Source organism: Desulfospira joergensenii DSM 10085, assembly GCF_000420085.1.
GTDB classification, from domain to species: Bacteria; Desulfobacterota; Desulfobacteria; order Desulfobacterales; family Desulfobacteraceae; genus Desulfospira; species Desulfospira joergensenii.
Genome location: NZ_ATUG01000002.1, coordinates 29,567 through 55,408, shown reverse-complemented (window position 1 = coordinate 55,408; position 25,842 = coordinate 29,567). Strand labels below are relative to the sequence as shown.

Below are 25,842 nucleotides of genomic sequence, written 5' to 3'. Positions count from 1 at the left end.
ATTATGAGTATTGATTTTTCACCCATCGGGACGATCCATACCCCGTTTGACGATTTAAAAGGCATGCCCATCCAGCCTTCCGGGGCAAAGGATGTAAAGGGTATTATAGAGGTCTTTCAGGAATACGAACAGGGGCTGAATGATCTGGAAGGGTTTTCCCATATCATTCTGCTCTACCATTTCAATAAATCCAGGGGATTTGATCTCATGGTCACCCCGTTTCTGGATACCCAAAAGCGGGGACTCTTCTCCACCCGGGCGCCCAGGCGGCCCAATCCCATCGGCCTGTCCATCGTGGAGATCCTGGGCCGGGAAAAGAATAAGATCTTTATAAAGGGGATTGACGTGCTGAACAAGACCCCGCTGCTGGATATCAAACCCTATGTGCCCAGGTTTGATACCAAGGAGGTCAGTGCCTCCGGATGGCTGGAACAAACCCAGGATGACTCTGTTTCAATGAAATCCGATGACCGGTTCATTGAAAAGCAATCATAAAACAAAAAACTCCGGAATCATGGCCTCTGGATTTAGACTTTGGCCTTTTAGCTGAAATAACAGGAGGGGAATTCATGGGAAAATTAATTCGGGAAGATGGGGACAGGGGAAGGCTTCACATTGATACTCCCCTCATGGGGGAATCCCTGGTGAGCAAGGAGCTTCTCAAGAGCACCGAATCCAAAGAGTACTTCAGGATGCATCCGGACGTCAACATCCTGAAAATCGGGGGGCAGTCCATCATGGACCGGGGGGCCAGGGCCATCCTGCCCATCCTGGACGAACTCATCAAGGTCAAGGACGACCACAAGCTGCTGCTCATGACCGGCGGGGGAACAAGGGCCCGCCATGTATACAATATCGGGGTGGAACTGGGCATGCCCACGGGGGTCCTGTCCAAACTGGGAGACAAGGTCTCCTGGCAGAATGCAGAGATGCTCTCGGTTCTCCTGGCCAAGCACGGGGGAGTGAAAATCGGCCACGGCGATCATCTGGAGCAGTTGAACATGTACTGCAAGGAAGGGTATCTGCCCATCACCTTCGGCATCCCGCCCTACGGGTTTTTCGAGCATCCGGCTGAACACGGCTCCATCCCTCCCCATAGGACCGACTGCGGGGCCTTTCTTCTGGCCGAGAATATCGGTGCCAAATCCCTGATCTATCTGAAAGATGAAACCGGTCTCTTTGAAAAAGATCCCAAAAAAGCCGGGGACAAGGCCGGGGAGATCAAATTTTACGATAAGATCTCCGTGGACGATCTCATCGCCCTGGATCTGGACGATCTCATCATTGAGCGCCCCATCCTCCACATGCTCAAAAACGCCAAATGCCTGAAAGAGCTTCAGATCATCGATGCCCTGAACAAACCAGAACTCATCCGGAAGGCCCTGGAAGGCGAGCACGTGGGCACGATTATCCATAAATAAAAAAACCCCCGGAGGATTGTCCATCCGGGGGGTGTCTCAACAAAGAATTACTTGCCTGATCCGTCCCGGTTCCCGGTTCCGTGGACAGGCAGGTAGATGATCTGGGCCCCGGTTTCCTTGGCAATGGCCTCCAGTTCTATTTTCCGGATGTGGTCGGTGTAGATTTTCACCTCTTTTCCACTGATCCCCACCACCCTGAGACGGGGTTTTTTTTCCCCTTTTTCCATTTTCCGTCTTTCGCGGACAAAAATTTTACTCATGATTCCCCCTGGCATTTGATTTGTTAATGCAAAACAGATATAAAACAGATATCTGTTGATACTAAATATATATCCTTGAAGGATATATGTCAAGGAGTGATATATGACAAATAAAAAGAGTGCCCATCCCGGTTCGGGCCGGCAGGAAAGATATATCCAGGCGTCCATCCTCATGGGGCTTTGCCGGGGGGCTTCCTATGGATATGAACTCATCTCCACCATCCAGACCTACGGGTTTATCGAGGGTTCGGCCCCGCCGGGCATGATCTACCGCCATTTGCGCCAGATGGAAGAAGACAACCTGGTCCTGTCCCAGTGGGAGACCAAGGATGCCGGAGCCGCCAAACGGATCTATACCATTACCGAAGAGGGGCGGGAGGTGCTGACCTTCTGGATCCGGTTCATGGAAGACAAGGCTGAAAAGCTGAACCGGTTTGCAGCCCTCTACCGGGAAATGGAATCAGGTTAGTTAATTGTAGAGATAGGCTGCATTTTTAGACGGTTTTTCCCGGATCTCGATATTTTCCAGAGTCATGAAGATCATCTCGTATCCGTCCAGCTGCTTCAGGGTTACCTGACCGGCCACCCGGACCCATTGATTCTCCTCAATATCGATTTCACCGGGCCGGGCCAGGAAAACTCCCACAGGCATGGCATCGGCCGCACAGCAGGAGACAAAGTACCGGTATACGGCCGCTAAATCCGGAGCACCCTCAATATTGCCGGAAAACAGCCCTTCCAGGACAACGGATTTGCCTTTGTATTTGTCCCAGTTAAAGATGAGCTGGGAAATGGGCGTCAGTTCAGGGCCGGTGTCCGGTGTTTTCAGGGGATTTGGTTCCTCTTCCCGGGAAACCGGTTCCACAGAGGCTGGGGTTCCGGAATCCGGGGCCACCAGGGTTCTCTTGGAAAGGGCATAGCTGCCCAGGGTGCTCTCCCCGGCCGAAAAGATAAACAGGATGGGCAGAAGAAGAAACAGGGCCTTGATCCCCGTGTCCCGGCCCCCGGGAATTCCCCTGTCCAGAATCCCGAAAAGGAAGAGGCCCGATATAACCAGCCCCCCGATGACGAGGAATCCGAACTCCGGCTTTAGAAAAAGCTGGTATCTTCCCCCGATCAGGAGAAAGATAAACATCCCTGCCCAGGCAGCCATGACCAGGGGCGGCAGAATCCTGCTGTGAACCTGTTTTTTTTTTACATCCATTTTGTCGCCTCCATACAGGTCATGACCAGGAATACGGACAGGACCACGAACAGGGAGAGCAGTATGATCATCTTCCGGGTGAAAACCCCCAGGTACATGAGGATGAGTTTGATATCCAGCATGGGGCCCAGGACCAGAAAGGCCAGCTGGGCCGACAGGGGGATTCCCATGGGCCGGAAGGAAGCCGCGATAAAGGCGTCAGCCTCGCTGCAGAGGTTGAGCACAAAGGCCAGGAGCATCATGACCGGAATGGCGGCAAAGGGGGATGCGGCTGAAACCAGAAAGTCCTGGCGGTCGGCCAGGGTCTGGAGAAGGGCGGCAATCAGGGCTCCCATGATCAGGAACCGGCCGATATCGTAAAAATCCGCTGCTCCGTGGAACAGGGCGGCCTTGATTTTTTTCGGGAAAGACATGGGAGTGTTGAAATCATGATCATGCCCGCAGCCGCAATGGGTTATGCCGTCGGATTTCAGGGCGGTTTTCCCCTGGAGGAGGGAATCGATGAACAGGCCTGCGGCAACGGCAATGGCAAGTCCTGAAAAGGTCCTCAGCAGGGCAACCTCCCAGTCAAAGGAGTAGGCCACCAGGGTGGAGGCAAAGACCAGGGGGTTCACGATGGGGCCGGCCAGGAGAAAGGCCACGGCAGACCCCAAAGGCATGCCCTTTTGGATGAATTTCCGGACCACCGGTACGATGGCGCATTCGCATACCGGGAAGAGAATTCCCAGAAAGGCGGCGCTGAAAATGGCGGCCTTTTGGTTCCGGGGCAGAAAAGAGACCAGTTGCTCCCGGGACAAAAAGACCTCCACAAAACCTCCCACAAGAGTTCCCAGCAGCATGAAGGGAAAGGCTTCCAAAACAATGGAGCTGAAGATGATGCAGAAGGTGGTAAAGGCTTCGGACCTCGCATGGAACATGGCCGCCAGGATGGCCGAAACCAGGATAAAGATCTGGACGGCCCTGCCCAGGGAGGCCATGGGACTTTGGGTCGATTCTGTATGGTCATGACAGCAGCCGGTTCCGGAATCAATGGGAAAAGGGGCTGAGTTCGGTTTTTTTATGGTGTTCAAGATTCGTTTCCGCGAAAAAAGGTATGGTGGAGGATCAGCAGGGCAAGATAAACACTGCCTGAGAGTAAGATAATGCAGGGGCCCGAGGAGAGACTCAGGGTATAACTCAGGCCCAGGCCCGTCCATGTAAATCCGGCGCAGAGCAGCACCGAGACCACCATCATCTGCCACAGGCGGCGGGCATACAAAGAAGCGATGGCTGACGGGATGGTCAAAAGAGCAATGACCAGAACGATGCCCACGATCCTGACCAGCAGCACAACGGTGAGAGCCGTGAGCAGCAAAAGACAAAGATAGAAAAATGTGGTGTTGATTCCCCTGAGCAGGGTGAATTCCGTATCAAAACAGACCCCGAAAAACCGGTTGAAAAACAGGATACACAGGGTCAGGACCACCAGATCCAGGGCCATGACGTACAACAGGTCTTTTTGGGAGATGAGCAGGATATCCCCGAAGAGATAGGAGCTCAGGTTGAAATAGCCCTGGGTTTTGTCAATGAGCAGGATGCCCGAAGCCATACCCACGGCCCACAGGGTGCCGATAATGGTGTCTTCCCTTTCCTTGGCCTTGATGGAAACCATCCCCACGATCAGGGCAGATAGCAGGGCGGCCAGGACAGCACCCATGACCGGATCCATCCAGGTCCATCCCATGTTGACCTGGAGAAATATGGCCAGGCCGATGCCCCCGAATACGGAATGGGAAATGGCCCCGGCCAGGTATCCGATGCGCTTGATGGTGACAAAGGTGCCGATGATTCCAAAGGAGATGGAAGCCAGTCCCCCCATGATCATGGCATAGATCAGGAAACTATTGTCCGGGTCGGTCAGGGCCTGGAAAAATTCAATCATGGAAAGATCCTTCCTGGTGGCCGTCATGGCTGCACCGGTGATCGTGGCGGACCATTTTCAGGTCCCCGTGGTAAATATCCTTGATCATGCTCCCTTCCAGGCGGGAGGTGGGATGGATGAGCACCTGCTTGTTCACGCAGATCACGCTCCTGACGTACTTGGAGACAAACCCCAGGTCGTGGGAGACCAGGAGAATGGTCATGTCTTGGTTCAGCTCTTTTAAGAGCAGGAATAAAGATTCCTCGGTTTTGTTGTCCACATTGGCCGTGGGCTCATCCAGAAGAAGGATGGAAGGATCGCTGCAAAGGGCCCTGGCAATGAGGGCCCTTTGTTTCTGTCCCCCGGAAAGTTCGTTGAACCCGGTTCGGATGAAATCGCTCAGATCCACCTTTTCAATGGCTTCCGCGGCCCGGGCCTTGTCCTTTCTGGAAAACCAGAACCGGCTCTTGCAAAGCCGCCCCATGAGGACCACATCCAGGACCGTGGCCGGAAAATCCATGTCCAGGTGAGCGTACTGGGGCATGTATCCGATTTTATCCCTGACCTGTTCCGGAGGCTTTCCAAAGACCCGGACCTCTCCCTTGTCCGGCGTAATCAGACCCAGAATGAGTTTAAGAAGGGTGGTCTTTCCTCCCCCGTTGGGTCCTACAATGCTGGAAAAATCATTTTTGTAAATGACCAGAGTCACATCTTCAAGGATGTTCCTCTGGTTATAGGCAAAGGACACCTGGTTCAGGCGGATGTCAAATTCAGGTTTCATATTCTCCGGTCCGGTTCCGGCTGCCCCGGGAACTATTCCCGGGGCAGCCGGGCGTTGTTATTTGATTTGGGCAGCCACGGTGGCTCCGATTTTTCTCATGTTGGCCAGGTAGTCCCGGGCCAGGGGGTCGATGGAGACCACGGCCCCGTTGATGGCCGAAGCGATCTTCTGGGCGGCGTTCCGGTCAAACTGGGGCTGAACAAAGATCACCCTTGCCTTTTCCGTCCGGGCCAGCTTGATGATCCGGGACAGTTCTTTTCCCTTGGGGGACTTGCCCATATTTTCAACGGCGATCTGATGCAAACCGTATGCATCTGTAAAATACCCAAAAGCCGGGTGAAATACAAAAAGATTTTCACCTTTCATGGGGGCCAGCACCCGGGTCAGCTCCTGATGGAGACCATCCAGGTCTTGGGAAAAGGCATTATGGTTTTTTTCATATATGTCCCGGTGTTCCGGGTCCAGGTCTGCCAGGGTCTGAAAGATCATGTCGGCCTGTTTCTTGACCAGGACCGGACTCATCCAGATATGGGGATCTTTTCCCTCGTGGTGATGATCTTCCCCGTGTTCGTGGCCTTCTTCCCCATGATCATGGTCTTCTTCGGCTTCATGTTCTTCTCCCTCGTGATCGGCTTCCATGTCCCTGAGCCGTATCCCCTGGCGGGTATCCTTTACAAGGATGTTTCCGGCGATATCCTCTATTTTATGCAGAAAGCCGTTTTCAAAGGGCACCCCGATCCTGAAGTAGACATCAGATCCGGCCAGCTTTTTGATCTGGTCGGGTGAGGGCGAATAGGTGGCCGGGCTTTTCCCGGGTTTGACCAGAACATCCACCTGGGCGAGATCTCCGGCAATTCTTTCGACAAAGTACTTTTGGGGCAGGATACTGACATGGACCTGTAAAGGGGATTTGGCAAAACCCATCCCCGGCAGCCCGAGTATCAGAATCAAACCGGCTGCAAAGCGAATCAAAGCGTTCATTTTATTCTCCTGTAAGATATTGTTGGTTTACACCGTCTGATCCGGAAAGATCCGTCCGGGAGGAGCCCTGGCATAACAGAAGAGATAAAAGGCCTGAATGAATCCGGGAACATGAAAGCAGGCCGGCCCGACCGCTTTTGTAAAATATCCGGGAAAGTGAAGGGTTTTGGAAAAAAAGACCGTGTGAAAGAGGTCAAAGGCATCGCAGATGGAACAGGTCCTGTCCGCCTCCATATGGCAATGGGATGGAAAGTCACAGCCCCGGGTATGGAAGGCCGGATTCCCGGTATGGGAGCCGTGATGATGATGGGCATGCACCCGATGAAGAGACCGGGCCGGAACCTGGAAGACCATGTTGAGACCGATTAGCAGGACCGGCATCAAAATCAACAGGGAATGGGTGAACGATCTTTTCAGGCTCATGATTTCCGCATCTATAAAATTTATGATTTGGCTGCCCCGGAGCAGAATTCAGAATATACATCAGCCGGCCAGTACAGGTCAAACCAAAACGATAAAAAATCTTTACCCGGCGCGGTCCTTCCTGTATCTTTGTCGGATTCAGGCAGAAGACCGCCCGGAATCCGGTTCTTTCGGATTAGAATCCTGGAGATAAAAGGGAGACAGACCCTGCAATGGTGAAAAACCAAGATATGACCCTGAAGGCCGCCCTGTTCATGGTATTTTTATGTATCATTTTCGGGGGCAACGCAGTGGCCATAAAGTTCAGCCTGACCGGACTCGGGCCTTTTACCGCGGCGGCTGTCCGCTTTTCCATGGCCAGCCTGGCCCTTTACCTCTGGGCCAGATATAAAAACGTTCCCATCGGTCTGACCCGGAAGCAGCTAGGCCTGATCCTGGTCCAGGGATGCCTGTTTTCCCTGCAGCTTTCCTGCTTTTACCTGGGGCTGAAACGGACAACCGCCTCCCACGGAGCCCTCATCGTCAATGTGGTTCCATTCCTGGTCTTGATCCTGGCCCATTATTTTATTCCCGGGGACCGGATCACCCTGAAAAAAGGCCTGGGAATAGCCCTGGGATTCCTGGGGGTGGTTCAGCTCTTTTTTGACCGGCCCGACCTGAATGCCGACCTTCACCTGGGAGATCTGATCATGCTGGGGGCAGTGGTGGCCTGGTCTGTTTCCGTGATCTATCTCAAGCGGATCATCGGGCAGTTCAATGCCATCCAGGTGACCCTCTACCCCATGGCCATGGGAATTCCCATCTTTTTTCTGGGGGGCCTTGCCTGGGACGACCCCATGGTTTTCTCTGTCACCCCCCTGGTCATCCATGCCCTGGTGTTTCAGTCCCTGGTCACCACAGCCTTCGGATTTCTGGCATGGAACGCCATGCTCAGGGAATTCGGAGCCACGGCCCAGCATTCATTTCTCTTCATCATTCCCCTTGCCGGGGTCTTTTTCGGGGTAATGATTCTGGATGAGCCGGTCACTCCCCATCTTCTGGGATCCATTGCTTTCATTGTGAGCGGGATCATTGTGGTGAATCTGAGAAAGAGAAAGCCGCCGCCGCTGATCCAGATCCCCTAAATGGAAACAAATGGATAAAAACATTTTCCTGGCCTGAAAAAAATGGTATTTCTTGTGCCATTTTGAAGGATAACTGCCAGGCTCTGATCTTTATGAGCACAAAGGAGAAGGCACAATAAGCATTCTGGAGGACGAACGATGAAGGTCCTGAAGAGAACCGGTTGTATTTTGCTCTTATGTTTTTTTGCCCTTTACGGGCTGGGTTTTGCGGCAGAAAAGAAAAATTTTGCCACCAAACCGAAGCTGAACAACGGAAAAAAATGGCGGATTGCCTACTATGAAGGCGGCCCGTTTGTCAATTATCCCCTCACCCTTGTCAGCACAGTCAACGGCCTGATGAAAAAGGGCTGGATTGAAAAGGCAAAGATCCCCGAGCCCAAAGACACGGACACGATCAAATTGTGGCAGTGGATGAGGGACAATCTGAAAAGCGATTACCTGGAATTTGTAAAAGACGGCCATTATACCGCCAACTGGAATAAAAACGATAAAGAAGCCAGGAAAAAAACAACCCAGAAGGTGATCAACCGGCTGAAAACCAGGAAGGATATTGACCTGATCATTGCCATGGGAACCTGGGCCGGCCAGGACCTGGCCAATGATCAGCATATCACCCCGACCATTGTCTGCTCCACCAGCGATCCCATCCGGGCGGAAATTATAAAAAGTGAAGCAGATTCCGGCTTTTCCCATCTTCATGCAAAGGTGGATCCCACACTCTACCAGAGGCAGATCAAGGTGTTTCACGATATCATCGGGTTTAAAACCCTGGGGGTTGCTTTCAGGGACACGGTCAGCGGACACAGCTACTCCGCCATCGCCGATGTTGAAAGAATGGCCAAGGAAATGGGGTTTGAAGTGAAAACATGCCTGATTCCCGAAGATGCCGCCAGAGAGGCGGAAGGACAGAAACTGCTGGACTGTTATAAAAAACTGTCCGAGCAGGTAGACGCCGTGTATGTGACGACCCAGACCGGGGTCAATAAACGCTCCATCAAAGACATCAGCGGCGTTTTCATTGCCAAGGGCATTCCCTCCTTTTCCCAGCCCGGGATTAAATTTGTAAAATACGGCCTTTTAATGAGTATTTCCCAGGCCGGGGTGAAGTACATCGGGGATTTCCACGCCGAGACCATGGCCAAGGTGTTTAACGGCGCCAAACCAGGTGAACTCAACCAGGTGTTTAAAGAACCGCTCTCCATTGCCATTAATCTGAAGACCGCGGAATTGATCGGGTATGATCCCCCGGTGGATGTTATTGGCGCGGCTGACCAGATTTTTGAAAAGATAGAGGTTTACAAAAAAAAGAAAAAATAACCCGGCTAGGGCGGCACCGGTTACCGGGAGGGGGAAAGAGATTTTTCATAGATGATCCTCGATTCCCCCGGCCCAAAGTAATCGGGAATAATATGGCTGCCGTCAAAGCCCGTGTTTTTGTAAAGACCGCATGCAGCACTGTTTTCAGGAGAGACGCTGAGCCGGACTCGTGAAATGCTTTTCTTTTCAAAATCCTTCAGCAGGAAAGACAATAATTTTTTTGCAAGGCCTTTTCTCCGCTGCCCGGGCAAGACCCCCAAAACGATGACCCAGCCTTGGCCGGTTTCCGGGTTGACCCCTCCCAGAATGTAGCCGGCAATCTTCCCGTCTTCTGTTTTTGCCAGATAAAAAAGATTGCCCAGGATATCGTGGGCCTGTCTGAAAAAAGCTCTGGGATACGCCTCTTTTTTACCGAAAATTTCCAGGTCCATTGATGCAATTTCGTCCAGATAGGCCGGGACAAAGCGGATCACTTCACATTCCATTCGATTTTACACCTCTCCTTTTTTAGGTCCAGGGGATATGCAGGGGGGTTCCTTTGATCAGGTCCGCCCCGACATTTTTCATCTGCATGATGCCGGGCAGAGGATCATCCAGGGTAATGGCATCCCACCGCTCGCATCCTTTGAAAATGTTGGCAGCCTCCTTTAAAAAGCGCGGGAGGGAAAAATGGTTAAACCGGGTTCCGAAATGATTTTGCCGGAAGCTTTCAACAAACCATGCTCCGTCCAGCAGAAGGTTCCGGCAAAAGATGCCTTTTTTATAGGTTTGGCTCGAAAAATCGGTTTTATCCAGAATCATCATCTGGAACAGGTCAAAGGGAAAGTCGGCTCCGGACGCCACGGCCAGGGGCAGGGATCCCCAGAACCGTCCGTTGATTTCCAGGAACACCCAGTCCCCGGTATCTGGATGGATTTTAAACTCGGCCATGCCGACCCCGGTATAATCCAGTCGTTCAATGATTTTCCGGGTGGCATGGAGCAGATGGGGCATCAGCGGAATGCTTTTTCGATAGCAGCTGGGTCCGCCGCCGATTTTTTCATGGATGCGGAGATGTTGAAACGCCGTCAAAATTTTTCCGTGCCTGGCCAGGAACTCCACGCCGGTGCCGGTGCCGTAAAATGGTTTCTGGACCAGAAAGGGGCCTGTGGCCAGCATGGATCGGCCCACCTCATCCAGTTGATCCCTGGAATGAATTTTTCTCACCACATGCCGGGTGTGGATATTCTCAACGGTCACGGAAGTCTCAGGCTTCAGGACAAGGGGCAGTGAAAACCGCTGCCTTGCCTCTGCCAGATCCTGGATGGAGAATACCTGCATCTGTTCCGGGACATTCACCCCGGCGTTTTTCGCCAGCTCCCAGGTCTTGAGCTTGCTGGAGATCAGGTCAAAACATCCGGGTTCCAGGATGGTGATCCGGGAGAGATGCGCCAAGGATTCCCGGTTGGCCTGCATGGGCACAATGGTTGAATCGTGGCAGGGAATCACAAGGTCGTAGTCCCCGGATTTCAGCAGAAGGTTCAGCCTCTTCACCCATTCATCCCTGCCCGATGAATAAGGGTTCAACATAAAGCGGTTTTGAATGTACCGGGAGAAAAGGGCGGGGTGGTCCAGACGGTTGGAAGCCGTATCCACCCGGATTCCCCTGCGGCCCAGGGACCGGATCACGCATAAAAAGCTTTGCACGCTTTCTCCGATGACCAACGCCTTGTGTTTCATAATTTTTTCTTCCCTTTCCCTTTTTGCCTGGACCCGTACCCTGCTTTTTTATCCCTCGGATGGTTTGGCATTGTGATCCTGCCGGGCAATGAAATAGAATAAAACAACCATGATCAGATACCCGCCGCCAAACAGGGGCAAGCCCTTGTCGATTCCAAAGGTAAGAATAAGCCAGCCGAAAACAAAGGGCCCCAGGATCTGGCCGATCCTTGTCATGGAGTTAAAAATGCCCATGGCTTTTCCCGCACCCAAGGCCTTTGAAACCGGCAGTTTGAGAACGTAGCTTCTTCTGGGTGCCCCCCCGTAGCTGGCGGAAAGCCCCAGCAAAAAGATGGTCACGGCCACGGCCGGCACATGGCCCAGGTATTGATAGATTAAAAAGGCCACGGCCCCGAAAAGGCCGCTGATCACAAGATACTTTTTCGAATTTCCGGACCTGTCCACAAATTTTCCGATGTATGGGGCCAGGTAGACCAGGCACAATCCGTAAATCATGAATACCCGGCCAATGGTCGACTGGCTGGTACCGATCCGGTTCAGATAGATCGGACACAGATAATTCATAAACCCGATAATGGATATGGCAGCCGGGAAACTGCAGAAAATGACCAGGCAGAGCACATCCTTGTCAAAGAGAAACCGGATGGTCTGCCTGATTTTTAAACCGTCCTGCCCGTCCCGGGATGCCTTGGAGGGGATTACATCATCCCTGTTCTGGGGTCCGGGGGAACCGGCAGACTCTTTCAGGGTGATTAGGGCCAGTAAAAAAGTAATGACCATGATCATGCAGCTGAAGGCAAAAACCGGGGGAAATCCCAGCCGGTCCGCCAAAATGGCCCCGGTTGCGCTGCCGCAGATATTGCCGGCATAGGCGCCGGCAAAGAGCAGGGAAATCCCCTGGGTATTTCTGCTTGAATCCACATGATTGACCACAAAACCCTGGGAAGAGATCATGGTTAACCCGAACCCGGCCCCCACCATGGCCATGGCAGTGATAAAGTGGACCGCGCCGGGGACCAGAAACGCATAGATAAATCCTGTCCCGGCCAGGCCGATGCCTGCCCGGAAAGGCGGATGCCATCCTTTTCTATCGACCCATATCCCGCCGATAAACACACAGATGGCCGTGAAGAAAAACTTTACACTGATGGGAAGCCCCATGACCAGGTCTTTGGAAAACCCCGGGATGGGAGTGTACAGATTTTCCATGTGAAGGGGGATAAAAGAGATGGAAGCATCCATCCCGAAAAGAAAGAGAAACATGACCGGCCGGATGGCGATGTAGCTGACCGCCTTTATCTGCTTCTGGGCTCCTTTCAAAATCTGACCCCGGATATACTGGAACAAAAGGATCATCATTTCGACAAAAAAGAGGATGGAAATAATCAGAACCGTGATGGAGTCAACAAGGGTGGCCCATACTTTTTTGTTCAACGCCTGCTTGGAAAGGCTGGCAATGATTTTTCCCTGGGGTTCCCCGTCTTTTTCAATGACAACCCCTGTTCCGTAAACCTTGTCCAAATCAGGTCCGGACAAATGATACCGGGCCAGTTCCGTGTTTTCCTGAAAATCGATGCGTCCCTTTTGGTCGGCTGCATACAGGGGCCTTCCCGTATTTCCGGTGATCGCGATCCGGTCGAGTTCGGGCGAGGAAGCGATTACCTTGGCCAGCATCACATCCATTTTCTTTAATTTGTTGATGGGCAGGCCTTTTTGTAAAAAAAACTCAATATCCTCTTTGAGCAGCCCCACAATGACACGGATCTTTTCCTTGTTGATTTTCAGATAATAGGACTTGAACTTGGCCGTATGGATACCGATGAACACGGCCTGGGACAGGACGATCATGAGAAACAGGAACAGGGCGACTTTTTTGCGGGGCAGGGGACGTTCCGGGGAATCGGAAAACGGGATCAGGTTCAAAACGGCAATTAAAAGCAGGCAGGCCACAGCCAGGATGACCACAATCAGAAGCGTGCTTTGCTCCATCAGCTTTGCCAGGCTGGCCTTGACCTTTTGTTCCCCGAAAACAATGGAGATCACGCCGACAATCTCTTTGTCCAAAAGGCCCTGGGAAATGGGAATCAAAAGAAAATACCGGTCCTTGACCTTTTTATACAGGGATGAAGTTTCTTCTTTATTTTTGTCCGGAGTTTCCATTGCCTTGGCAAATAATTTCTCCGGCAGCGGTTGATTTTCCAAGGCCGCATCCGTGGTGTAGAGCACGGTCAAATCCCTGTTAACAATGGAAACGGAGAGTTGATCGGAGTAGCGCCAGAAAAAGGTTCCCCGTTCAGAGGGTTCAGAGTCCTTTTCCAGGGCACCCAGGGTCTTGGCGAGGATATCTTCCATTCCGAAATAGGTACCAAGCTCTTTGCCGAACCGCAAAGACCGCTCAATGGACCGCTTTAAATCCGTCCCTACAACCGTATATTTGGATATGATGGAGGCCTCATACAACTTTTCAAGGGCGTTGAGGGATAGCATGGCATTGAAGGCCAGTGCCGTGGTCATCAGCAGCAGGGCGCCCATGACCAGTTTGGACCGGATGGGGGTGGATTTATTTTTCCTAAACATGATCATTGGTCAGTTTGATCCGGATAAACGGGGACATCAGGCAGAGGCTTAGAGAGCTGTAGTTGAGCGAAAATTCGAGAACATCCCCTGGTTTGTATCCGGCCATTTCATCGGTCACGTCAAGGATGGCACAGTCTGAGTTGGAACAGACCACCTGGACACCGCGTTTGAGCGGCTGGATCTCGCTGACATCGGTGTCTGTAACCCCGATATTGACAATGGCCCGCTGCCGGATCCCGATATCCTTGATGGGTGTTTTTTTGCCAAGGGCATTGAAACCGGCCCGGCCCGAAGGGCAGGATGGTTTTTCCTTGATTTCAAGAAGTTCACCGCGCAGTCTGAAAACATCCTGAAAAAGCCCGGGATGGGGTTTGTTGATGGTCGGAATGTTTCCCAGGAGAATGGCCTCCCCCACCCGGATCTGGTTGATCCGCCGGGGCAGCCGGTTGTTTTCCATCCAGTCCAGCAAAAGGGATCCCCCTATGGATACAGTTTGAGCAGGGAGGCCAAACCGGTTTTCGATATCATTGGCCAGCCCTGCCAGGACCTGGATATTTTTCCCGTCCGGGATGAGACCGCACCCGCACCCCCAGTTGGCGCCGATTCCCTTTAACGCCAGTCCCGGGTGGTTCCGGTCAAGGATTTGGCCGACGGTCTTGAGGACATCATCCGGCAGAACCCCTTCCCGTAGGTCCCCCACATCCACCATGAGAATGATATCATGGACAATGGACTGCCGGCTTGCCGCTTCACCCAGGGCAAAAATGGTATCGATTTCCGAATTCAGGCTGGACGAGAAAAGGGCCACGATCTCATCTGCCATGGATATCTGGGGCAGAGCAATGCTGATGGGCTTTATACCGGTCTTTTCTTTGATTTTTCTCGCGGTTTCCATGCGGGACACCCCGATCCGGCGGATCCCGTTTTCCTTGAACAATTCAAACAGGGTTGGAAAGGAATTCACCCCTTTGAGTACTCCCACAAGTTCCGTCTGCGCCTGATCGGCGATTTCAAGGACGTATTTGATATTGTGTCTGAGTTTATGCGTGTCTATTAAAAGTTGAGCCATGGCTGTGATCTGTTCTTCCCGGTTTTGCCGTCAAAATCGGCCTGCTTTTGTATTCAAACGGTTATTGTCTTTCCTTCCCTCCGTAAAAATGCCGGGTTAATATATCCTGACCTAATATGTAATGCAAAGGAAATCCCGAGATGTTCTACCTGCCGGTTTTTATCAATGACCGCGGATCTGCCGCATCTGTTCAATAACATCGTGCATGGTCGGCCGGTCCTTGGGTTCATAGGACAGGCACTGCCGGATCAGCGGTGCCAGTGCTTCGCCCGGCGCCCCTTTCTGAAAAACAGGGTTGCTGAGCCAGGTGTCTATTTTTGTCTTTGCCTTATCCGGCTCGATCATGAGCAGTTCAAAATTGAAAGCCTTTCCTATAACTTTTTTCGGATCTCCCAGCGCAATCACCAGCAGCGACATTCCAAAACTGTACACATCCTGTTTTGGGGAGGCCTTGTATTTTTTCAAGGTCACTTCCGGCGGCATATAAATGGAGGTCCCGACGCGTGCCGTATCCATTTCGCGAAAGCTTTCTTCCATATCTTTCATGGTCATTCCGTCAACCTCGGTATTTCTCTTTTTGGAAATTCCGAAATCTCCTATTTTGACCGTGTTGTCCCGGGTAACAAAGAAATTCTCCGGTTTGATGTCCCGGTGGATAAGGCCTTGTCCATGCATATATTCCAGCCCCAATGCCGGCTGGAGAACATAATCGATAATATTGTCTACCCCTTCTTTTTTGGTGGCATCAAATTTATCCTTTTCATTGCCTTGAATGACATGAAGAAGATCGCCTTTCTGACAATAATCCATGCAGATCCCGATCCGGGGCTTGTCGAAAAAGGCACCGTAGGTATTGACAATATGGGGATGATTCAGTTGCCTGGATACATTATACTCCTTTTCAAAATCGCTCCTGTCTTCCTGATCGCCAAGATTTTCGGTCTTAAAACACTTGAACACAAAGCTCTGGCTCTGGTTGATCTTACGGGTCAGTTCACCCAGCTCGGCGGTCAGCATCTGGTACCGGGATTCACTGATATCTCCCTTTTGAAGCTTTACTCTGAGTTTGGCCATCATTTCCAGCCGGGTCCCGGCATCAAAAAGGACCGCATCACTGCCTCCTTTGCCGATCTTCCTTTTTATGGTTACCATGTCATATCCCAGGCTTTCCGGGGCCATGAAGATATTTCTTTTCTGGGCATTGATGATCTCTTTGTTCAAGGCATTGACCCGGGCGTCACTGCCTGAAACCGGCAGGAGATCAAAAAGCTTTCCTTTTAGTTTATCCCTCAGATATCTGAGCTGTCCGGGGGTCTCCACCTGCCGGTAGGTTGCATCGGAGATCACCTTTTTCACATCCTCAAGGGTGTTTATTTTGCCGCCCAGCCCCTGTTTGACCCCTGCCTTGTCATCCGGGGAAACAAAATCGGTCATCCGGATATTTCCCTCTTTCAGGGCGTATTTAGCCAGGATGGCCCGGTTCAGGTCCGTTTTTTTGGTATCGCCCAGAAGCTGTCCCATTTTTGCCAGGTCTCTTTCCGTGATCCTTTCCGGACCCTGGGTTGCATATTTTTTCAGCAACTGCTTTTTTAAATCCGCATCCTTTGGATTTGCCGGCTTGCTGTTTTCCAGATCTTGTTGCAGTCCTTTAACTACACTGTCGCTGTATTTTCTGATCAATATCCCGAGCTTTTCATCTTTTAAATTCTCCGGTGCCTTCTGATAGGCTGAAAATTCCTTGGCAAGTCCGGGAATGTCTTTTATCTGTTCCAGCAGCGATCCCTTGACCTGCTTGAGCAGATCATTTTGCTCTCCAACTTCCCTGATCAGGTTTTTCTGGTCTGTCCGGGTTTCGGCAAAAACTTCCAGAAAAACGTCCATCAGTTTTTCGTCAAGTCCGGGGAGCTGCTCTTTGAGCATTTTAAAATCCTCGCCGTCTCCCAGCGCCTTTATAAACAGCTCTTTCTTTTTCTGGGAATCTGAATCTGTTTCCAGGATTTGTTTCCACTTCTCTTTTAAAGGGGTAAGCAGGTCGTTTTTCTGCTGCTCCATCTCTTGCGGGTCACGGGTCTGGATGCTTTCATTGCCCGCCTTTAGCGCGCAAAGGGTTTCTTCCGGAGACAATGATCCTTTGTCCATCAGTCCTTTGATCATTTCTTTGTCCATCAGACCCTGTTTTTTGGCTCCCGTCAGCATGGCCTTGTAATCATTGAAAATTTCGCTGTTTTTTTTAGAGAATTCCTGGGTTCTCGGCAAAAGTTTGAAAAGCGTATCGGCCAGCTCTTTTTTTGGGCCGTCCTTGATTTCCCCGTTTAAAAGCCGGGTCAACTCCCGGCACTGGCGGCTTGTGACCTTTAAATACGCCAGGGCCGCCTGCCGGCTTTCCTCGTTACTCCCGGTCTTGATTTTGGCGGCCAGAAGATAGGCGGTTTTCTGCTTTATGCCGCCGGGCCCTGCCATCATATTTTTGGCCAGGGATCCAATCCCCCCGCCGTGCCGGTTCAGACTCTCCTCAAAAGATATTTTATTTTCCAGGTCATCCAGGATCTTCTGGGGTGAAATGTTGAGTTTGGCCGCCAGCTCGACCTGTTCATCACCTAAGCCCGCATCTTTTAACCCCTTTAAATCGAGCATTTCATGAAAGACTTTTCTGTACTTGTCGGTCTCGATATCTTTACTGCTGAAGGGGTCATCCAGTTTTCCCAGAAGAACCGGGTCATCCGATCCCAACACCTTGTTAAGGGCGATCCGCATGACCTTCTCATCTTCTCCCAGGGAAATCAGGAAATTTTTCCGGTCCATACCTTTGGCTTCGTAAAGGATCTGCAGGGCCTGGCGGCTGGAAAGGGGCTTTTCCGTTTCATATTTTTCCATCAGCTTTTTGGTGATTTCAGATCCGGTCTTCTGGTATTTGTTTTGTATGGTGTCCATGAGTTTGGACCAGACCGCCTTGTTTTCCTCCTTAACTGAGCTGCCCTTAAAAAAGGAGACCACCCTTCCTTTCCAGCCGGTCTTGCCTTTCACGATTTCCTGGGTCTGGGGGGTGTTATCCGAGAGGACCAGGCAGTTTGTATCCATTGTTTTTAAGGAATCTATGCTGAACTCTCCCATGAGCTCTCCTTTTTTAGGCTTTCATGTCAAAAGAAAATAAAGGGTCCAGTCCCTTATCCAACCCCTGCTCTTTACTGACGGAGTCATCGGATAAAGATCCAATCCGGGCGATCCATGCTTCCGCGCAGTTGACATACTGCTCAACCAGGGCTTCAAAGGCCTGGAAGTCAAGCTGGCGGGTATCTGCCTGGGCGATGAGCATGGCGGTCTGGGTTTCCCGGATAAATCCCAGGGATGGCCCGCCCCTGGCCCTTTCGTAAAAGCCGGCTTCCAGCATTTCCGAAAACAGTTCCAGCTGGCGGTCTTTTTCAATTCTTCCCAGGTTGCTGAACATCAGCAGGGTGTGATTTTCCTCTTCAAATTGCAGGTTCAAGACGACCTGTCCGTCAAATGAGATGGTACAGGCATTGTCTTCATCCAGACCAATGCCTGTAATGCCGACCAGATTGCCGAAGGTTTCAAGCATCTGTGATAATCGTTCTTTTTCCATAATCGGATCCCTTTCATAATGATTCAGGCCTGAAAAAATGCCCTTTTTTCCGATTGCCATCCGGAGTGCCGGGCGATATTTCTCAATTTGTTAAGCTATAGCTAGCACAATTCATACCAAGATTCAATTTTTATAAGGGGGTAAGGGCAAAAAAAGTCAGATTCTATTTTCGCCCTGGGTTAAATCCCCCATGAAGCCAGGGGTATTCCAGAGCCGGATGGAAACCCCGGGCAGGCCGGAACCCGGATCCAGGCGCAAGCTCTTGGGTTCTTACAAAAAAATATAATTCAACCCGATTCCATTCTCTTTATTTCGGATGGCCGGAAAAAATATACCGGAACCGGTTTTGGCAACTGCCCGGATATATGACTTAATACCTGAAGACCTGCCTTTTTTGTTGTCTTTTTACTCAAGAAATGTAACGATCGCGAAATTTTTGGTTTGTTATTGCGACGCAAAGGCGGATTGACTATAAAATATACATCAAAAGACAGAGTATCCGTTATCAATGAAAAAAAGTACCGTCGATACCGAACTTCTTAATCTCATGGTCAGGCTGTGCCACCTCATTGCCTTTGAAACCGAGGCCCGCACGGGAAAAAGCCTTTCCCTGCCCCATGGCATGGATCAGGAAAAATTAAACCTGGACGATGCAGATAAGGAAACCATCATTGACAAGCTCTATGCGCTGACAGACCAGGGCACCACTTCCCGGGAAATTGCAAGCCTGGCCGAATCCTTCGGTCTGATGCTGGTTAAGATCGATGTCCATCAGATGAAACTGGACCGGCTGATCAATGAACTCAAAAAGAAGAACAAGGCTCTGGAACTGGCCAAACAACGGCTGGGAGAGCAGAACCGTTCCCTTATGGGCTCACTCAGAGAAAAATACAGCCCGGCCCGGTTCGTGGGCCAGTGCCCTGAAATGCAAAAAGTCAAGGAACTGGCCCTGAATATCGCCAACCGCCCCATTAACACGTTGATTCTGGGCGCCAGCGGAACCGGCAAGGAAGTCTTTGCCAAAATCATTCATTTTAATTCCCCCCGGGCAGACAAGCCCTTTGTGGCCATTAATTGTACCGCCATTGCCGAAACCCTTTTTGAAAGTGAAATGTTCGGCATTGAAAAAGGTGTGGCCACCGGAGTTTCAAAGCGGACCGGTTTTTTTGAACAGGCCCACACCGGCACGATTTTCCTGGATGAAATCGGGGATATGAGCTTGTCCAACCAGGCCAAGCTGCTGCGGGTGCTGGAAGAACGGGAGGTGATGCGGGTCGGCGGCACCAAGCCTGTAAAAATTGATGTCAAGATCATCACTGCCACCAACGCCGATGTAAAAAAAGCGGTTGAACAGGGCAAGTTCAGGGAGGATCTCTATTACCGTCTCAACGTGGTGGAGCTTTGCCTTCCCCCGTTAAAGGAACGCCAGGAGGACATCATCATACTGGCGGAAAAGCTGCTGGCCAAAAACTGCGCAGACCTGGGCCGGACACCGATCTTTTTAAGTGACAGAGCCAGAAAATGCCTGGCCGCCTATGACTGGCCCGGCAATGTCCGGGAATTGAACAATGAGATGGAACGGGCTGCGGCCCTTGCCCTGACCGATCGGGTAGAGGTCTCGGATCTGTCTGAAAAAGTCAGCCGGCTTCACAGGAAAGACAAGGGGGGAGCTGTTCCGGAAAAAAAGGACGGCATGCTGGATTTGACCGGCGGCCTGACCCTGGCCGATGCGGAAAAAACCATTGTTCAAACCGCCCTTGCCCGGTGCAAAAACAATAAAACCAGGGCCGCTGCCATGCTGGGGATCACCCGGGAAGGGCTGAGAAAAAAAATGATCCGCTGGGAAGAAAGTCCGGAAAACTGATCTGTAGGAGGGTTTGGTGAAACCTTTTTTTGCAGTGTTGCCAAAAAAATTGGCGCTGAATTGCCAGGCGCGCAACAGAATTTGGCCGGCGCAGGGAATTGGACCAATGACGAACCTGCCATGGGGGCCAAAAATGGTGAAAACCTTAAAAAAAGCCATATGAAAGGATTTTGGTCGATGGGAGAAGCAGATTTTCAATGATCTTGGCAATAAATTGAACATTGGCACACCATTTGCTCATGACCTGTTACCAGATACAGCGATCAGTCGTCAGCATGATCATAAGATAGAAGCAGATTTTACAGAAGCGCAAACAGAACCTGAGGATGATTATCGTGAATGATCAAGGCAGAAAAAGTTTCTTTCAAACCGGTTCCGGCACGTCCCTTTTTCTGGACAACCCGGTTTTCTCCCCAAAAACAGGTATTGGCGTCCCGGCTGAAAAATCCCCTGGAGGCAAACCGATCCTGTCAGGAGTTCATAAAACATACACCCCGGAAGTTTCGGGTTTTATCCGGGCTTAGGGCAGGACATGATGACACCGGACAGCATATACTCTTCCCTGGCCGCCATTTTTGCCATCCTGGGATTTCTCATTCTCATCCTTTTCGCCATTAAAAAATACGGCACCCGCCTGGGAATGAAACAACTGCGGCAAAACAGGACTCTGGTTCTTGAAGACCGGATCTCCCTGGGCCAGAAACGGGATGCCTGTGTTGTTCGGTTTAGGGAAAAAACCTATCTCCTGGGCGTCACCGACCATCATATCAGCCTTTTGGCTGCCTTTGACAATCCACCAGAACAGGAGGGACCGGAACGATAATGGATCCAAGCAAACAGGCCGCCATTCAACAGAAGATCAAGGAAATCGAGCAGGAAAAGGCCGTGACCGAAAAACGGCTGGAGCGGTTCCGCAAGGCTGCGGGTGTACTGAGTGAAAATAATCGGAAATTAATGAAATCCCTTGGGATTTCATCCCATGAAGAACTCAAAGATGTGTTTCAAAGCCTGACTTTTCATCCGGAAGGGGTTGCCATGTTTGAGCAGTTTCTGGAAGAGCATGGGCAAAAGCCCCCGGATTTCATGAAAGACCTGCCGCTGGCAAAGAAGAAAGAAGCCGCTGATATCCCATCGGAAAAAAAGCCGGTCAAGAAAAGGGTTCGATTCAAATTATAGAGGGAAAAACCAGGGGAGACAAAGATGAGTGATACTTCGATTTTAGGCTCATATAAAATAGGCGCACTGACAGACAACGCTGAAAGGGAAAACCTGCTGGACGGCACCACAGCCGCCTACGATGATGAGGGGAATGACACCACCGCGTTTTACAATGTGAAACAAAGCGCCAGGACAGACATGGAAGGAGATCTGACAGATGCGGCCAATCCCATTGTCGCCTTTGCCCGGCTGGCCGCTTTTTTTGCCGGTCAGCAGTCCTTTGCAATGGAACTCAAGCTGAAGGAATATGAGGAGCAGCATGAGTTTTACCAGGAGGTTCTGGAGAATTCCACCATTGCCCATCAGTATAAGTTAAAAGCGGCTGAGGCAGACACGGATGTAGGAATTGAGGAGGAAGACGATATGCGGAGCTTCAATAAGTTCATGAACTCTAATGTCGTGACCCTCTCTGACGATGACAGGTCCAACCGTCTCGTCCACTTAGGTTACAGGCTGGGCGGCGGTGTGGACAGCAGCAACGACAACCTGCATAGCAAGGAAGACTGGGAAGGCTTTTGTGAACAGATCGACCAGAAAAAGGACATGGAATCCACCACCCTGAACAAGCTGTCCACGGAGATGGATCTGGCGGTCAAGGATTCCGACAGTGCCCAGGAGATGGCGGCCAATGCTATTAAAAAAGCAAATGATCTGATGTCAACCCAGGGAAAAACCTCAGGAGGTTAAAATGACAGAACCGGCCATGGACGAGCAGGTGGCTCAAATTTTTAAGAATTCCGCAAAATATGTGGAAGATATCTTAAGGGGAAAGACCACCATTGCCAAGGCGGCAAAGGTTCCCCCGGAAAATGTGGAGAAGTGTTTTACCCAGGCCCGGAACGCCTTGATGATGGAGGATTTTCCAAGGGCGGAAGAACTGTTTACCGTGCTGCTGGCCCTGAGCAATCAGGATGTAAGGGTATTGCTTGGCCTGGGCGGAGCCCTGGAAGGACAGGAGAAATTTGAATACGCTTCAGCCATCTATTCCCTGGTGATTGCCATGGCTTTGTTTGATCCGGTGGCCCCTTTCCGGGCCGGTATCTGTATGATGCGGCTAGGGAAAAAAGAAGAAGCCGTCAAATTGTTTGATCTGGCAGCCGATTGCGAGGATACGGTCAAGGATCCCAAAAAGTTGGTTTACGTCCAGAAGGCAAAGGGAATGCTCAAGGTGTTGCGGAACGCATAAAACCAGAAGGAAAAGTGCGATTGTGGAAACCGGTTTCCGGAGGAGATGAAAATGGTGCAGGATGTAACAAAGGAAAAATTGATCCATCAGTGGGAAGAAAACAGCAAGGCATTTGCCAAGGCAGTAAAGGGCAAAAATGAGCTTATGGGTATCCTGGGAATCTCAAAACAGGATCTGACGATTATTTATCAGAAAGCCTTTGATGCCTTTCAGGTGGAAGACTACAGGGAGGCGGAAAACCTTTTTTCCTGCCTGCTGCTCTGGGATTTTCAGGACCGGGCCTATCAGGTGGGCCTGGGCGCCACGTTTGAGGCCCAGGAAAAATTTGAGGCAGCCTTGAACATGTATGTACTGGCCATGCTCTCCGGCGGGCAGGATCCCGAACTTCTTTTCCGATCGGGAAAATGCCTGCTGGCCCTGGATCAGAAAGCTGAAGCCGCCATCCTGTTTGAACTGGCCGCAGAGTCGGAAGACAACCTGCCCCAGCTCCATCTGAAAGCCCTCGGTGCCATTGAAAAATCAAAAAATATGCTTTCGCTGATTAACAATTAAGGAAAGGAAGGAACCATGGTTGAATCTGTCAGCAACAATCTGTCATCCGCCCGGCAATCTGAGCTGTACTCGGAATACGGCGAGGTGATCGAGGCGTTGAAGGAGGCGTTTCCGGACAAGACCGAACAGGAACTGCATCTTGCCGTCAGGGAGCACCTGGGGACCCTTGACAATAAGGATATCAGTCAAATGGACACCCAGAAAATGCTTGAGTCCATTTCCCAGACATTCAATGTTGAGTTGTCCGCCCAGGAAGCCAGCAAGATCATCAGCGAATGGGAAGATATCACCCAGGACTTTGATATTGATGTATCCAACCTGGCCTCTATTCTGACCGATTATTCTTCCGACGGCATCGACAAAAGTGACCGGCAGTACCTGATCCTGCTCTGGCAGATGCTTCAGAAAGAAATGGAAGATGCCATTGGAGAGGAGGGAACCGTTACCTCCGAAACCAACAGGGCCATCCAGGAAAAAAACCTTGAAGAATACAAAGAAAAAAAGGCCGAAGCAAAAGAAAAAGCTGCTGCGGCAAAAACCTGGGGCAAAATTGCCAAATGGGCTGGATTTGCCGTTGCCTGGATAGGAACAGCCATTGCTACCGCTGTTGCATGTATTGCTTGTGTAACCGGGGTCGGGGTCCCAGCCGCAGTCGCCCTGTTCACAGCTGCCGGGATCATGGGGACGCTTGCGGTTGCGGCTACGGTGGCAGCTGTCTCCGATGCATGCGGAGAGGAAATTTCTGTGGGAGTGGGCGTGGCAAAACTGGTTAATCTCATTCCCGGGGTTGAATTGGATGAAGATACCTTTGCCATGGTCACTGACATGGTCATTCAAATCGGTCTGTCGCTGGTGGCTGCCGCCTTGACCCTGGGTGTCGGGGCTGTCAACCTTATCTCCTCCATTGGCAAAGCCGCGGCCCAGGCCGCCGGGGAAGGGGTCAAAGCGGCGATTAAAGCGGTGATTACGGCCATGATCAATGCGCTGAAACAAGCTTTAAAAATGAGCCTGAAAACCATGGGTGATACCATGGAGTCCTTTTCAAGGCTGCTCAACGTGATCAACGGTGGGATCCAGGTGGCCCAGGCCGGGACGCAGGCGGTAACCGCGGGGATAAACTTTGATTATTCCTTAACCCAGGCAGATCTGATGGAAATCCAGGCCCTGCTGGAAAGCATCTCCGATACAAGGGAATTGAGTGAAGAGCTGCTGTCCGCCCTGCTCAAGAAAATTTTTGAAGCCATGCGGGGAGATGTCCAGAGTTCTACCCAATCGAGTATTGATATTCTCCAGTTTACAGCAGACCTCAAAGGGTAAACCGGATCAAAAGAGAAAGGAAGCAATCATGAACATGAACATAGACGGAAATACGTTTAACAGCCTGAGTTTATATGCGGACCTTACGGACGATGCCCAGGATAACGAGAAACTGGAAGCCCTGCAAAACATGATCCTGGCTGCGGCGCCGGATGCGACCCCGGAACAGGTGGGCCAGGCCATAGACGATGCCATTGCCCAGGCCAAAGCTGAAAATCCGGATTCCCCCGTCAACATGGAGGAGATTTTTGAAACTGCCGTAAAAAGCCTGAATTCCGAGTGTACGGATGAAGCCGTCACCAATATTAAAAACGCCTGGCAGGAATTCACAGGCATAAACAATCTGAACCAGGACGATATCGGCCAGATCCTGGTATCCCCGTTTTCCTTTGTGGCCACGGATGAGGATGCATCCGTGGCCACGATTCAAAACACCTTGGCACTCCTGGTGCTTTTGATGATTGAAATTGCCGGGGAAGAATCGGCCAATCAGCTCTTGGAGGGCTTTGACCAGAAGGATACCATCATGGCACTTGCCAAGGAGAAGGCAGCAAAGCTCAGGGAAAAGGCCTGGGTAAATTTTGGCTTTGGTCTGGCTGCTGCCGGTTCTCAGGCCCTGGGTGGTCTTTCTCAAATGATAGGCTCCGGGGTCGGGCTCGGCGGCGTCAGTGAGAAGGCAGCCAAATCCTGGGCCGGTCTGGGACAGGGTGCCGGCTCTTTGGGGCAGGCCGGCTCAACCACGTGTAACGCCATCGCCGGTTTATGGACCGGGCTCATTGATGCGGATATTGCCGAAATCGAAGGTAAAAGTCAGGTCGCCAGCATTAATAAGGACACGGCAGACAAGCTCAAGGCCAAGGCGGAAGAACTGATCAAAACGATGATCAATCTGCTGCAGACCATTGCCCAGGCCAAACACGGCGTCCTGACCAGCATCAAGGTATAGCCCATGATCGACCAGTGGATAGAAAGCGTATGCTCCGGTGCCGGCTGGGACCGGCCCTTTAAAAGCCGTGACAGCCGGTACCGGTTCCGTCTGGAATCGGGCTGGGTGGTGGATGCCTCCCCGGGAGCGGATGACCGAACCCTGGTGCTGGAGGCAAAAGTCAGAACCCTGGCGCCCCACGACAGTGACTTTCTGTTGAAAAAGACGGCCGGTGCCGTTGTTCCGAGAACCTTCAAGGACAGCGCTACGATAAGCTATGACAGCGGCAGTAAAACCCTGTATCTTCACAGGGTAGTCGCGCTGGGAGCCCTGCGGGCTTCGGAGTTTCCCGGGGTTATGGAAGATTTTTTAAATGACCTTGCGTTTTATAGGTCTTTGTGAA

The 25,842-nt window shown here is 51.4% G+C and carries 28 protein-coding genes; 15 read left to right on the top strand and 13 right to left on the bottom strand.

The window, feature by feature from the left end; all coding sequences use genetic code 11:
• Window positions 1-3: 3 nt before the first annotated feature.
• Complete coding sequence (tsaA, locus tag F608_RS0112555; RefSeq protein ID WP_022665993.1) at window positions 4-495, top strand: tRNA (N6-threonylcarbamoyladenosine(37)-N6)-methyltransferase TrmO; 492 nt, start codon at window positions 4-6, stop codon at window positions 493-495.
• Window positions 496-569: 74 nt separating this feature from the next.
• Window positions 570-1,421: an amino acid kinase family protein gene (locus tag F608_RS0112550; RefSeq protein WP_022665992.1), complete on the top strand. Its 852-nt coding sequence runs from the start codon at window positions 570-572 to the stop codon at window positions 1,419-1,421.
• Window positions 1,422-1,468: 47 nt separating this feature from the next.
• Here the strand turns inward: F608_RS0112550 and F608_RS0112545 are convergent, their stop codons facing one another.
• Complete coding sequence (locus tag F608_RS0112545) at window positions 1,469-1,681, bottom strand: hypothetical protein (RefSeq protein WP_022665991.1); 213 nt, start codon at window positions 1,679-1,681, stop codon at window positions 1,469-1,471.
• A gap of 103 nt (window positions 1,682-1,784) precedes the next feature.
• On the opposite strand from F608_RS0112545, the gene F608_RS0112540 reads away from it, so the two are divergent.
• Window positions 1,785-2,150: a helix-turn-helix transcriptional regulator gene (locus F608_RS0112540; RefSeq protein ID WP_022665990.1), complete on the top strand. Its 366-nt coding sequence runs from the start codon at window positions 1,785-1,787 to the stop codon at window positions 2,148-2,150.
• Here the strand turns inward: F608_RS0112540 and F608_RS0112535 are convergent, their stop codons facing one another.
• The 6 genes from F608_RS0112535 to F608_RS0112510 are packed head-to-tail and all read right to left on the bottom strand — an operon-like array spanning window position 2,151 to window position 6,970.
• Window positions 2,151-2,885, bottom strand: a complete 735-nt coding sequence (locus F608_RS0112535) for a TIGR03943 family putative permease subunit (protein WP_022665989.1) — start codon at window positions 2,883-2,885, stop codon at window positions 2,151-2,153.
• On the bottom strand, window positions 2,876-3,955 hold the full coding sequence (locus tag F608_RS31725) for a permease (protein ID WP_022665988.1): 1,080 nt from the start codon (window positions 3,953-3,955) through the stop codon (window positions 2,876-2,878). Before F608_RS31725 ends, F608_RS0112535 begins: the two co-directional genes overlap by 10 nt.
• Window positions 3,952-4,833 (bottom strand): metal ABC transporter permease, encoded by an 882-nt coding sequence (locus F608_RS31720; protein ID WP_279615088.1) that lies wholly within the window; start codon window positions 4,831-4,833, stop codon window positions 3,952-3,954. Before F608_RS31720 ends, F608_RS31725 begins: the two co-directional genes overlap by 4 nt.
• Window positions 4,799-5,566, bottom strand: coding sequence for a metal ABC transporter ATP-binding protein (locus tag F608_RS0112520; RefSeq protein ID WP_022665986.1), 768 nt, complete (start codon window positions 5,564-5,566; stop codon window positions 4,799-4,801). The genes F608_RS31720 and F608_RS0112520 overlap by 35 nt, the downstream gene beginning before the upstream one ends.
• A gap of 57 nt (window positions 5,567-5,623) precedes the next feature.
• Complete coding sequence (locus F608_RS0112515; protein WP_022665985.1) at window positions 5,624-6,547, bottom strand: metal ABC transporter solute-binding protein, Zn/Mn family; 924 nt, start codon at window positions 6,545-6,547, stop codon at window positions 5,624-5,626.
• Window positions 6,548-6,574: 27 nt separating this feature from the next.
• Window positions 6,575-6,970 carry a hypothetical protein gene (locus tag F608_RS0112510; RefSeq protein WP_022665984.1) on the bottom strand — a complete coding sequence of 132 codons (396 nt, stop codon included), beginning with the start codon at window positions 6,968-6,970 and terminating at the stop codon, window positions 6,575-6,577.
• 212 nt (window positions 6,971-7,182) lie between these two features.
• Here F608_RS0112510 and F608_RS0112500 point away from each other — a divergent pair, with 212 nt between their 5' ends.
• Both F608_RS0112500 and F608_RS0112495 read left to right on the top strand, forming a co-directional pair.
• A complete protein-coding gene (locus F608_RS0112500; protein ID WP_033398482.1) occupies window positions 7,183-8,094 on the top strand; it encodes a DMT family transporter in 912 nt (303 codons plus the stop codon).
• 138 nt (window positions 8,095-8,232) lie between these two features.
• A complete protein-coding gene (locus F608_RS0112495) occupies window positions 8,233-9,411 on the top strand; it encodes an ABC transporter substrate-binding protein (RefSeq protein ID WP_022665981.1) in 1,179 nt (392 codons plus the stop codon).
• Window positions 9,412-9,431: 20 nt separating this feature from the next.
• On the opposite strand, the gene F608_RS0112490 is transcribed toward F608_RS0112495, so the two are convergent.
• The 6 genes from F608_RS0112490 to F608_RS0112465 form a co-directional block, all read right to left on the bottom strand.
• Window positions 9,432-9,896 (bottom strand): GNAT family N-acetyltransferase, encoded by a 465-nt coding sequence (locus tag F608_RS0112490; RefSeq protein WP_022665980.1) that lies wholly within the window; start codon window positions 9,894-9,896, stop codon window positions 9,432-9,434.
• Between the two features lie 22 nt (window positions 9,897-9,918).
• Window positions 9,919-11,130 (bottom strand): carboxylate--amine ligase, encoded by a 1,212-nt coding sequence (locus F608_RS0112485; protein ID WP_022665979.1) that lies wholly within the window; start codon window positions 11,128-11,130, stop codon window positions 9,919-9,921.
• Between the two features lie 48 nt (window positions 11,131-11,178).
• Window positions 11,179-13,713, bottom strand: coding sequence for an MFS transporter (locus F608_RS34755; RefSeq protein ID WP_022665978.1), 2,535 nt, complete (start codon window positions 13,711-13,713; stop codon window positions 11,179-11,181).
• The gene (locus tag F608_RS0112475) at window positions 13,700-14,776 is read right to left on the bottom strand and encodes an alanine racemase (protein WP_022665977.1); all 1,077 of its coding nucleotides are present in this window, start codon (window positions 14,774-14,776) and stop codon (window positions 13,700-13,702) included. The genes F608_RS34755 and F608_RS0112475 overlap by 14 nt, the downstream gene beginning before the upstream one ends.
• Before the next feature lie 162 nt (window positions 14,777-14,938).
• Complete coding sequence (locus F608_RS0112470; protein ID WP_022665976.1) at window positions 14,939-17,887, bottom strand: protein kinase family protein; 2,949 nt, start codon at window positions 17,885-17,887, stop codon at window positions 14,939-14,941.
• A gap of 13 nt (window positions 17,888-17,900) precedes the next feature.
• Entirely contained in the window at window positions 17,901-18,377 is a 477-nt protein-coding gene (locus F608_RS0112465; RefSeq protein ID WP_161626857.1) for a type III secretion system chaperone, read from the bottom strand.
• A 508-nt stretch (window positions 18,378-18,885) separates the two neighbouring features.
• Between F608_RS0112465 and F608_RS0112455 the strand changes: the two genes are divergently transcribed.
• The 10 genes from F608_RS0112455 to F608_RS0112405 all read left to right on the top strand — a co-directional run bounded on the left by F608_RS0112455 (window position 18,886) and on the right by F608_RS0112405 (window position 25,841).
• Window positions 18,886-20,241 carry a sigma-54 interaction domain-containing protein gene (locus F608_RS0112455; RefSeq protein WP_022665973.1) on the top strand — a complete coding sequence of 452 codons (1,356 nt, stop codon included), beginning with the start codon at window positions 18,886-18,888 and terminating at the stop codon, window positions 20,239-20,241.
• Window positions 20,242-20,257: 16 nt separating this feature from the next.
• The gene (locus F608_RS36185) at window positions 20,258-20,404 is read left to right on the top strand and encodes a hypothetical protein (RefSeq protein ID WP_153307499.1); all 147 of its coding nucleotides are present in this window, start codon (window positions 20,258-20,260) and stop codon (window positions 20,402-20,404) included.
• 369 nt (window positions 20,405-20,773) lie between these two features.
• Complete coding sequence (locus tag F608_RS0112440) at window positions 20,774-21,064, top strand: FliO/MopB family protein (RefSeq protein ID WP_022665970.1); 291 nt, start codon at window positions 20,774-20,776, stop codon at window positions 21,062-21,064.
• On the top strand, window positions 21,064-21,417 hold the full coding sequence (locus F608_RS0112435) for a hypothetical protein (protein WP_022665969.1): 354 nt from the start codon (window positions 21,064-21,066) through the stop codon (window positions 21,415-21,417). The genes F608_RS0112440 and F608_RS0112435 overlap by 1 nt, the downstream gene beginning before the upstream one ends.
• A 24-nt stretch (window positions 21,418-21,441) precedes the next feature.
• Window positions 21,442-22,146 carry a hypothetical protein gene (locus F608_RS0112430; protein WP_022665968.1) on the top strand — a complete coding sequence of 235 codons (705 nt, stop codon included), beginning with the start codon at window positions 21,442-21,444 and terminating at the stop codon, window positions 22,144-22,146.
• 1 nt (window position 22,147) lies between these two features.
• Window positions 22,148-22,645 (top strand): hypothetical protein, encoded by a 498-nt coding sequence (locus tag F608_RS0112425; protein ID WP_022665967.1) that lies wholly within the window; start codon window positions 22,148-22,150, stop codon window positions 22,643-22,645.
• Between the two features lie 51 nt (window positions 22,646-22,696).
• Window positions 22,697-23,197 carry a hypothetical protein gene (locus tag F608_RS0112420; protein WP_027362701.1) on the top strand — a complete coding sequence of 167 codons (501 nt, stop codon included), beginning with the start codon at window positions 22,697-22,699 and terminating at the stop codon, window positions 23,195-23,197.
• 15 nt (window positions 23,198-23,212) lie between these two features.
• Window positions 23,213-24,514, top strand: a complete 1,302-nt coding sequence (gene sctE, locus F608_RS0112415; RefSeq protein ID WP_022665965.1) for a type III secretion system translocon subunit SseC family protein — start codon at window positions 23,213-23,215, stop codon at window positions 24,512-24,514.
• 28 nt (window positions 24,515-24,542) lie between these two features.
• On the top strand, window positions 24,543-25,460 hold the full coding sequence (locus F608_RS0112410) for a hypothetical protein (protein WP_022665964.1): 918 nt from the start codon (window positions 24,543-24,545) through the stop codon (window positions 25,458-25,460).
• 3 nt (window positions 25,461-25,463) lie between these two features.
• Complete coding sequence (locus tag F608_RS0112405; protein ID WP_022665963.1) at window positions 25,464-25,841, top strand: type III secretion system chaperone family protein; 378 nt, start codon at window positions 25,464-25,466, stop codon at window positions 25,839-25,841.
• Window position 25,842 lies beyond the last annotated feature (1 nt).

Coding starts and splice junctions, on each gene's coding strand:
- F608_RS0112500 (WP_033398482.1), top strand. CDS start 7,183: ATGGTGAAAAACCAAGATATGACCCTGAAGGCCGCCCTGTTCATGGTA.
- F608_RS0112470 (WP_022665976.1), bottom strand. CDS start 17,887: ATGGGAGAGTTCAGCATAGATTCCTTAAAAACAATGGATACAAACTGC.
- F608_RS0112510 (WP_022665984.1), bottom strand. CDS start 6,970: ATGAGCCTGAAAAGATCGTTCACCCATTCCCTGTTGATTTTGATGCCG.
- F608_RS0112435 (WP_022665969.1), top strand. CDS start 21,064: ATGGATCCAAGCAAACAGGCCGCCATTCAACAGAAGATCAAGGAAATC.
- F608_RS0112405 (WP_022665963.1), top strand. CDS start 25,464: ATGATCGACCAGTGGATAGAAAGCGTATGCTCCGGTGCCGGCTGGGAC.
- F608_RS0112440 (WP_022665970.1), top strand. CDS start 20,774: ATGATGACACCGGACAGCATATACTCTTCCCTGGCCGCCATTTTTGCC.
- F608_RS34755 (WP_022665978.1), bottom strand. CDS start 13,713: ATGATCATGTTTAGGAAAAATAAATCCACCCCCATCCGGTCCAAACTG.
- F608_RS0112425 (WP_022665967.1), top strand. CDS start 22,148: ATGACAGAACCGGCCATGGACGAGCAGGTGGCTCAAATTTTTAAGAAT.
- F608_RS0112520 (WP_022665986.1), bottom strand. CDS start 5,566: ATGAAACCTGAATTTGACATCCGCCTGAACCAGGTGTCCTTTGCCTAT.
- F608_RS31720 (WP_279615088.1), bottom strand. CDS start 4,833: ATGACGGCCACCAGGAAGGATCTTTCCATGATTGAATTTTTCCAGGCC.
- F608_RS0112475 (WP_022665977.1), bottom strand. CDS start 14,776: ATGGCTCAACTTTTAATAGACACGCATAAACTCAGACACAATATCAAA.
- F608_RS0112410 (WP_022665964.1), top strand. CDS start 24,543: ATGAACATGAACATAGACGGAAATACGTTTAACAGCCTGAGTTTATAT.
- F608_RS0112535 (WP_022665989.1), bottom strand. CDS start 2,885: ATGGATGTAAAAAAAAAACAGGTTCACAGCAGGATTCTGCCGCCCCTG.
- F608_RS0112550 (WP_022665992.1), top strand. CDS start 570: ATGGGAAAATTAATTCGGGAAGATGGGGACAGGGGAAGGCTTCACATT.
- F608_RS0112495 (WP_022665981.1), top strand. CDS start 8,233: ATGAAGGTCCTGAAGAGAACCGGTTGTATTTTGCTCTTATGTTTTTTT.
- F608_RS0112515 (WP_022665985.1), bottom strand. CDS start 6,547: ATGAACGCTTTGATTCGCTTTGCAGCCGGTTTGATTCTGATACTCGGG.
- F608_RS0112465 (WP_161626857.1), bottom strand. CDS start 18,377: ATGGAAAAAGAACGATTATCACAGATGCTTGAAACCTTCGGCAATCTG.
- F608_RS0112540 (WP_022665990.1), top strand. CDS start 1,785: ATGACAAATAAAAAGAGTGCCCATCCCGGTTCGGGCCGGCAGGAAAGA.
- F608_RS0112455 (WP_022665973.1), top strand. CDS start 18,886: ATGAAAAAAAGTACCGTCGATACCGAACTTCTTAATCTCATGGTCAGG.
- F608_RS0112485 (WP_022665979.1), bottom strand. CDS start 11,130: ATGAAACACAAGGCGTTGGTCATCGGAGAAAGCGTGCAAAGCTTTTTA.
- F608_RS0112430 (WP_022665968.1), top strand. CDS start 21,442: ATGAGTGATACTTCGATTTTAGGCTCATATAAAATAGGCGCACTGACA.
- tsaA (WP_022665993.1), top strand. CDS start 4: ATGAGTATTGATTTTTCACCCATCGGGACGATCCATACCCCGTTTGAC.
- F608_RS0112490 (WP_022665980.1), bottom strand. CDS start 9,896: ATGGAATGTGAAGTGATCCGCTTTGTCCCGGCCTATCTGGACGAAATT.
- sctE (WP_022665965.1), top strand. CDS start 23,213: ATGGTTGAATCTGTCAGCAACAATCTGTCATCCGCCCGGCAATCTGAG.
- F608_RS0112545 (WP_022665991.1), bottom strand. CDS start 1,681: ATGAGTAAAATTTTTGTCCGCGAAAGACGGAAAATGGAAAAAGGGGAA.
- F608_RS0112420 (WP_027362701.1), top strand. CDS start 22,697: ATGGTGCAGGATGTAACAAAGGAAAAATTGATCCATCAGTGGGAAGAA.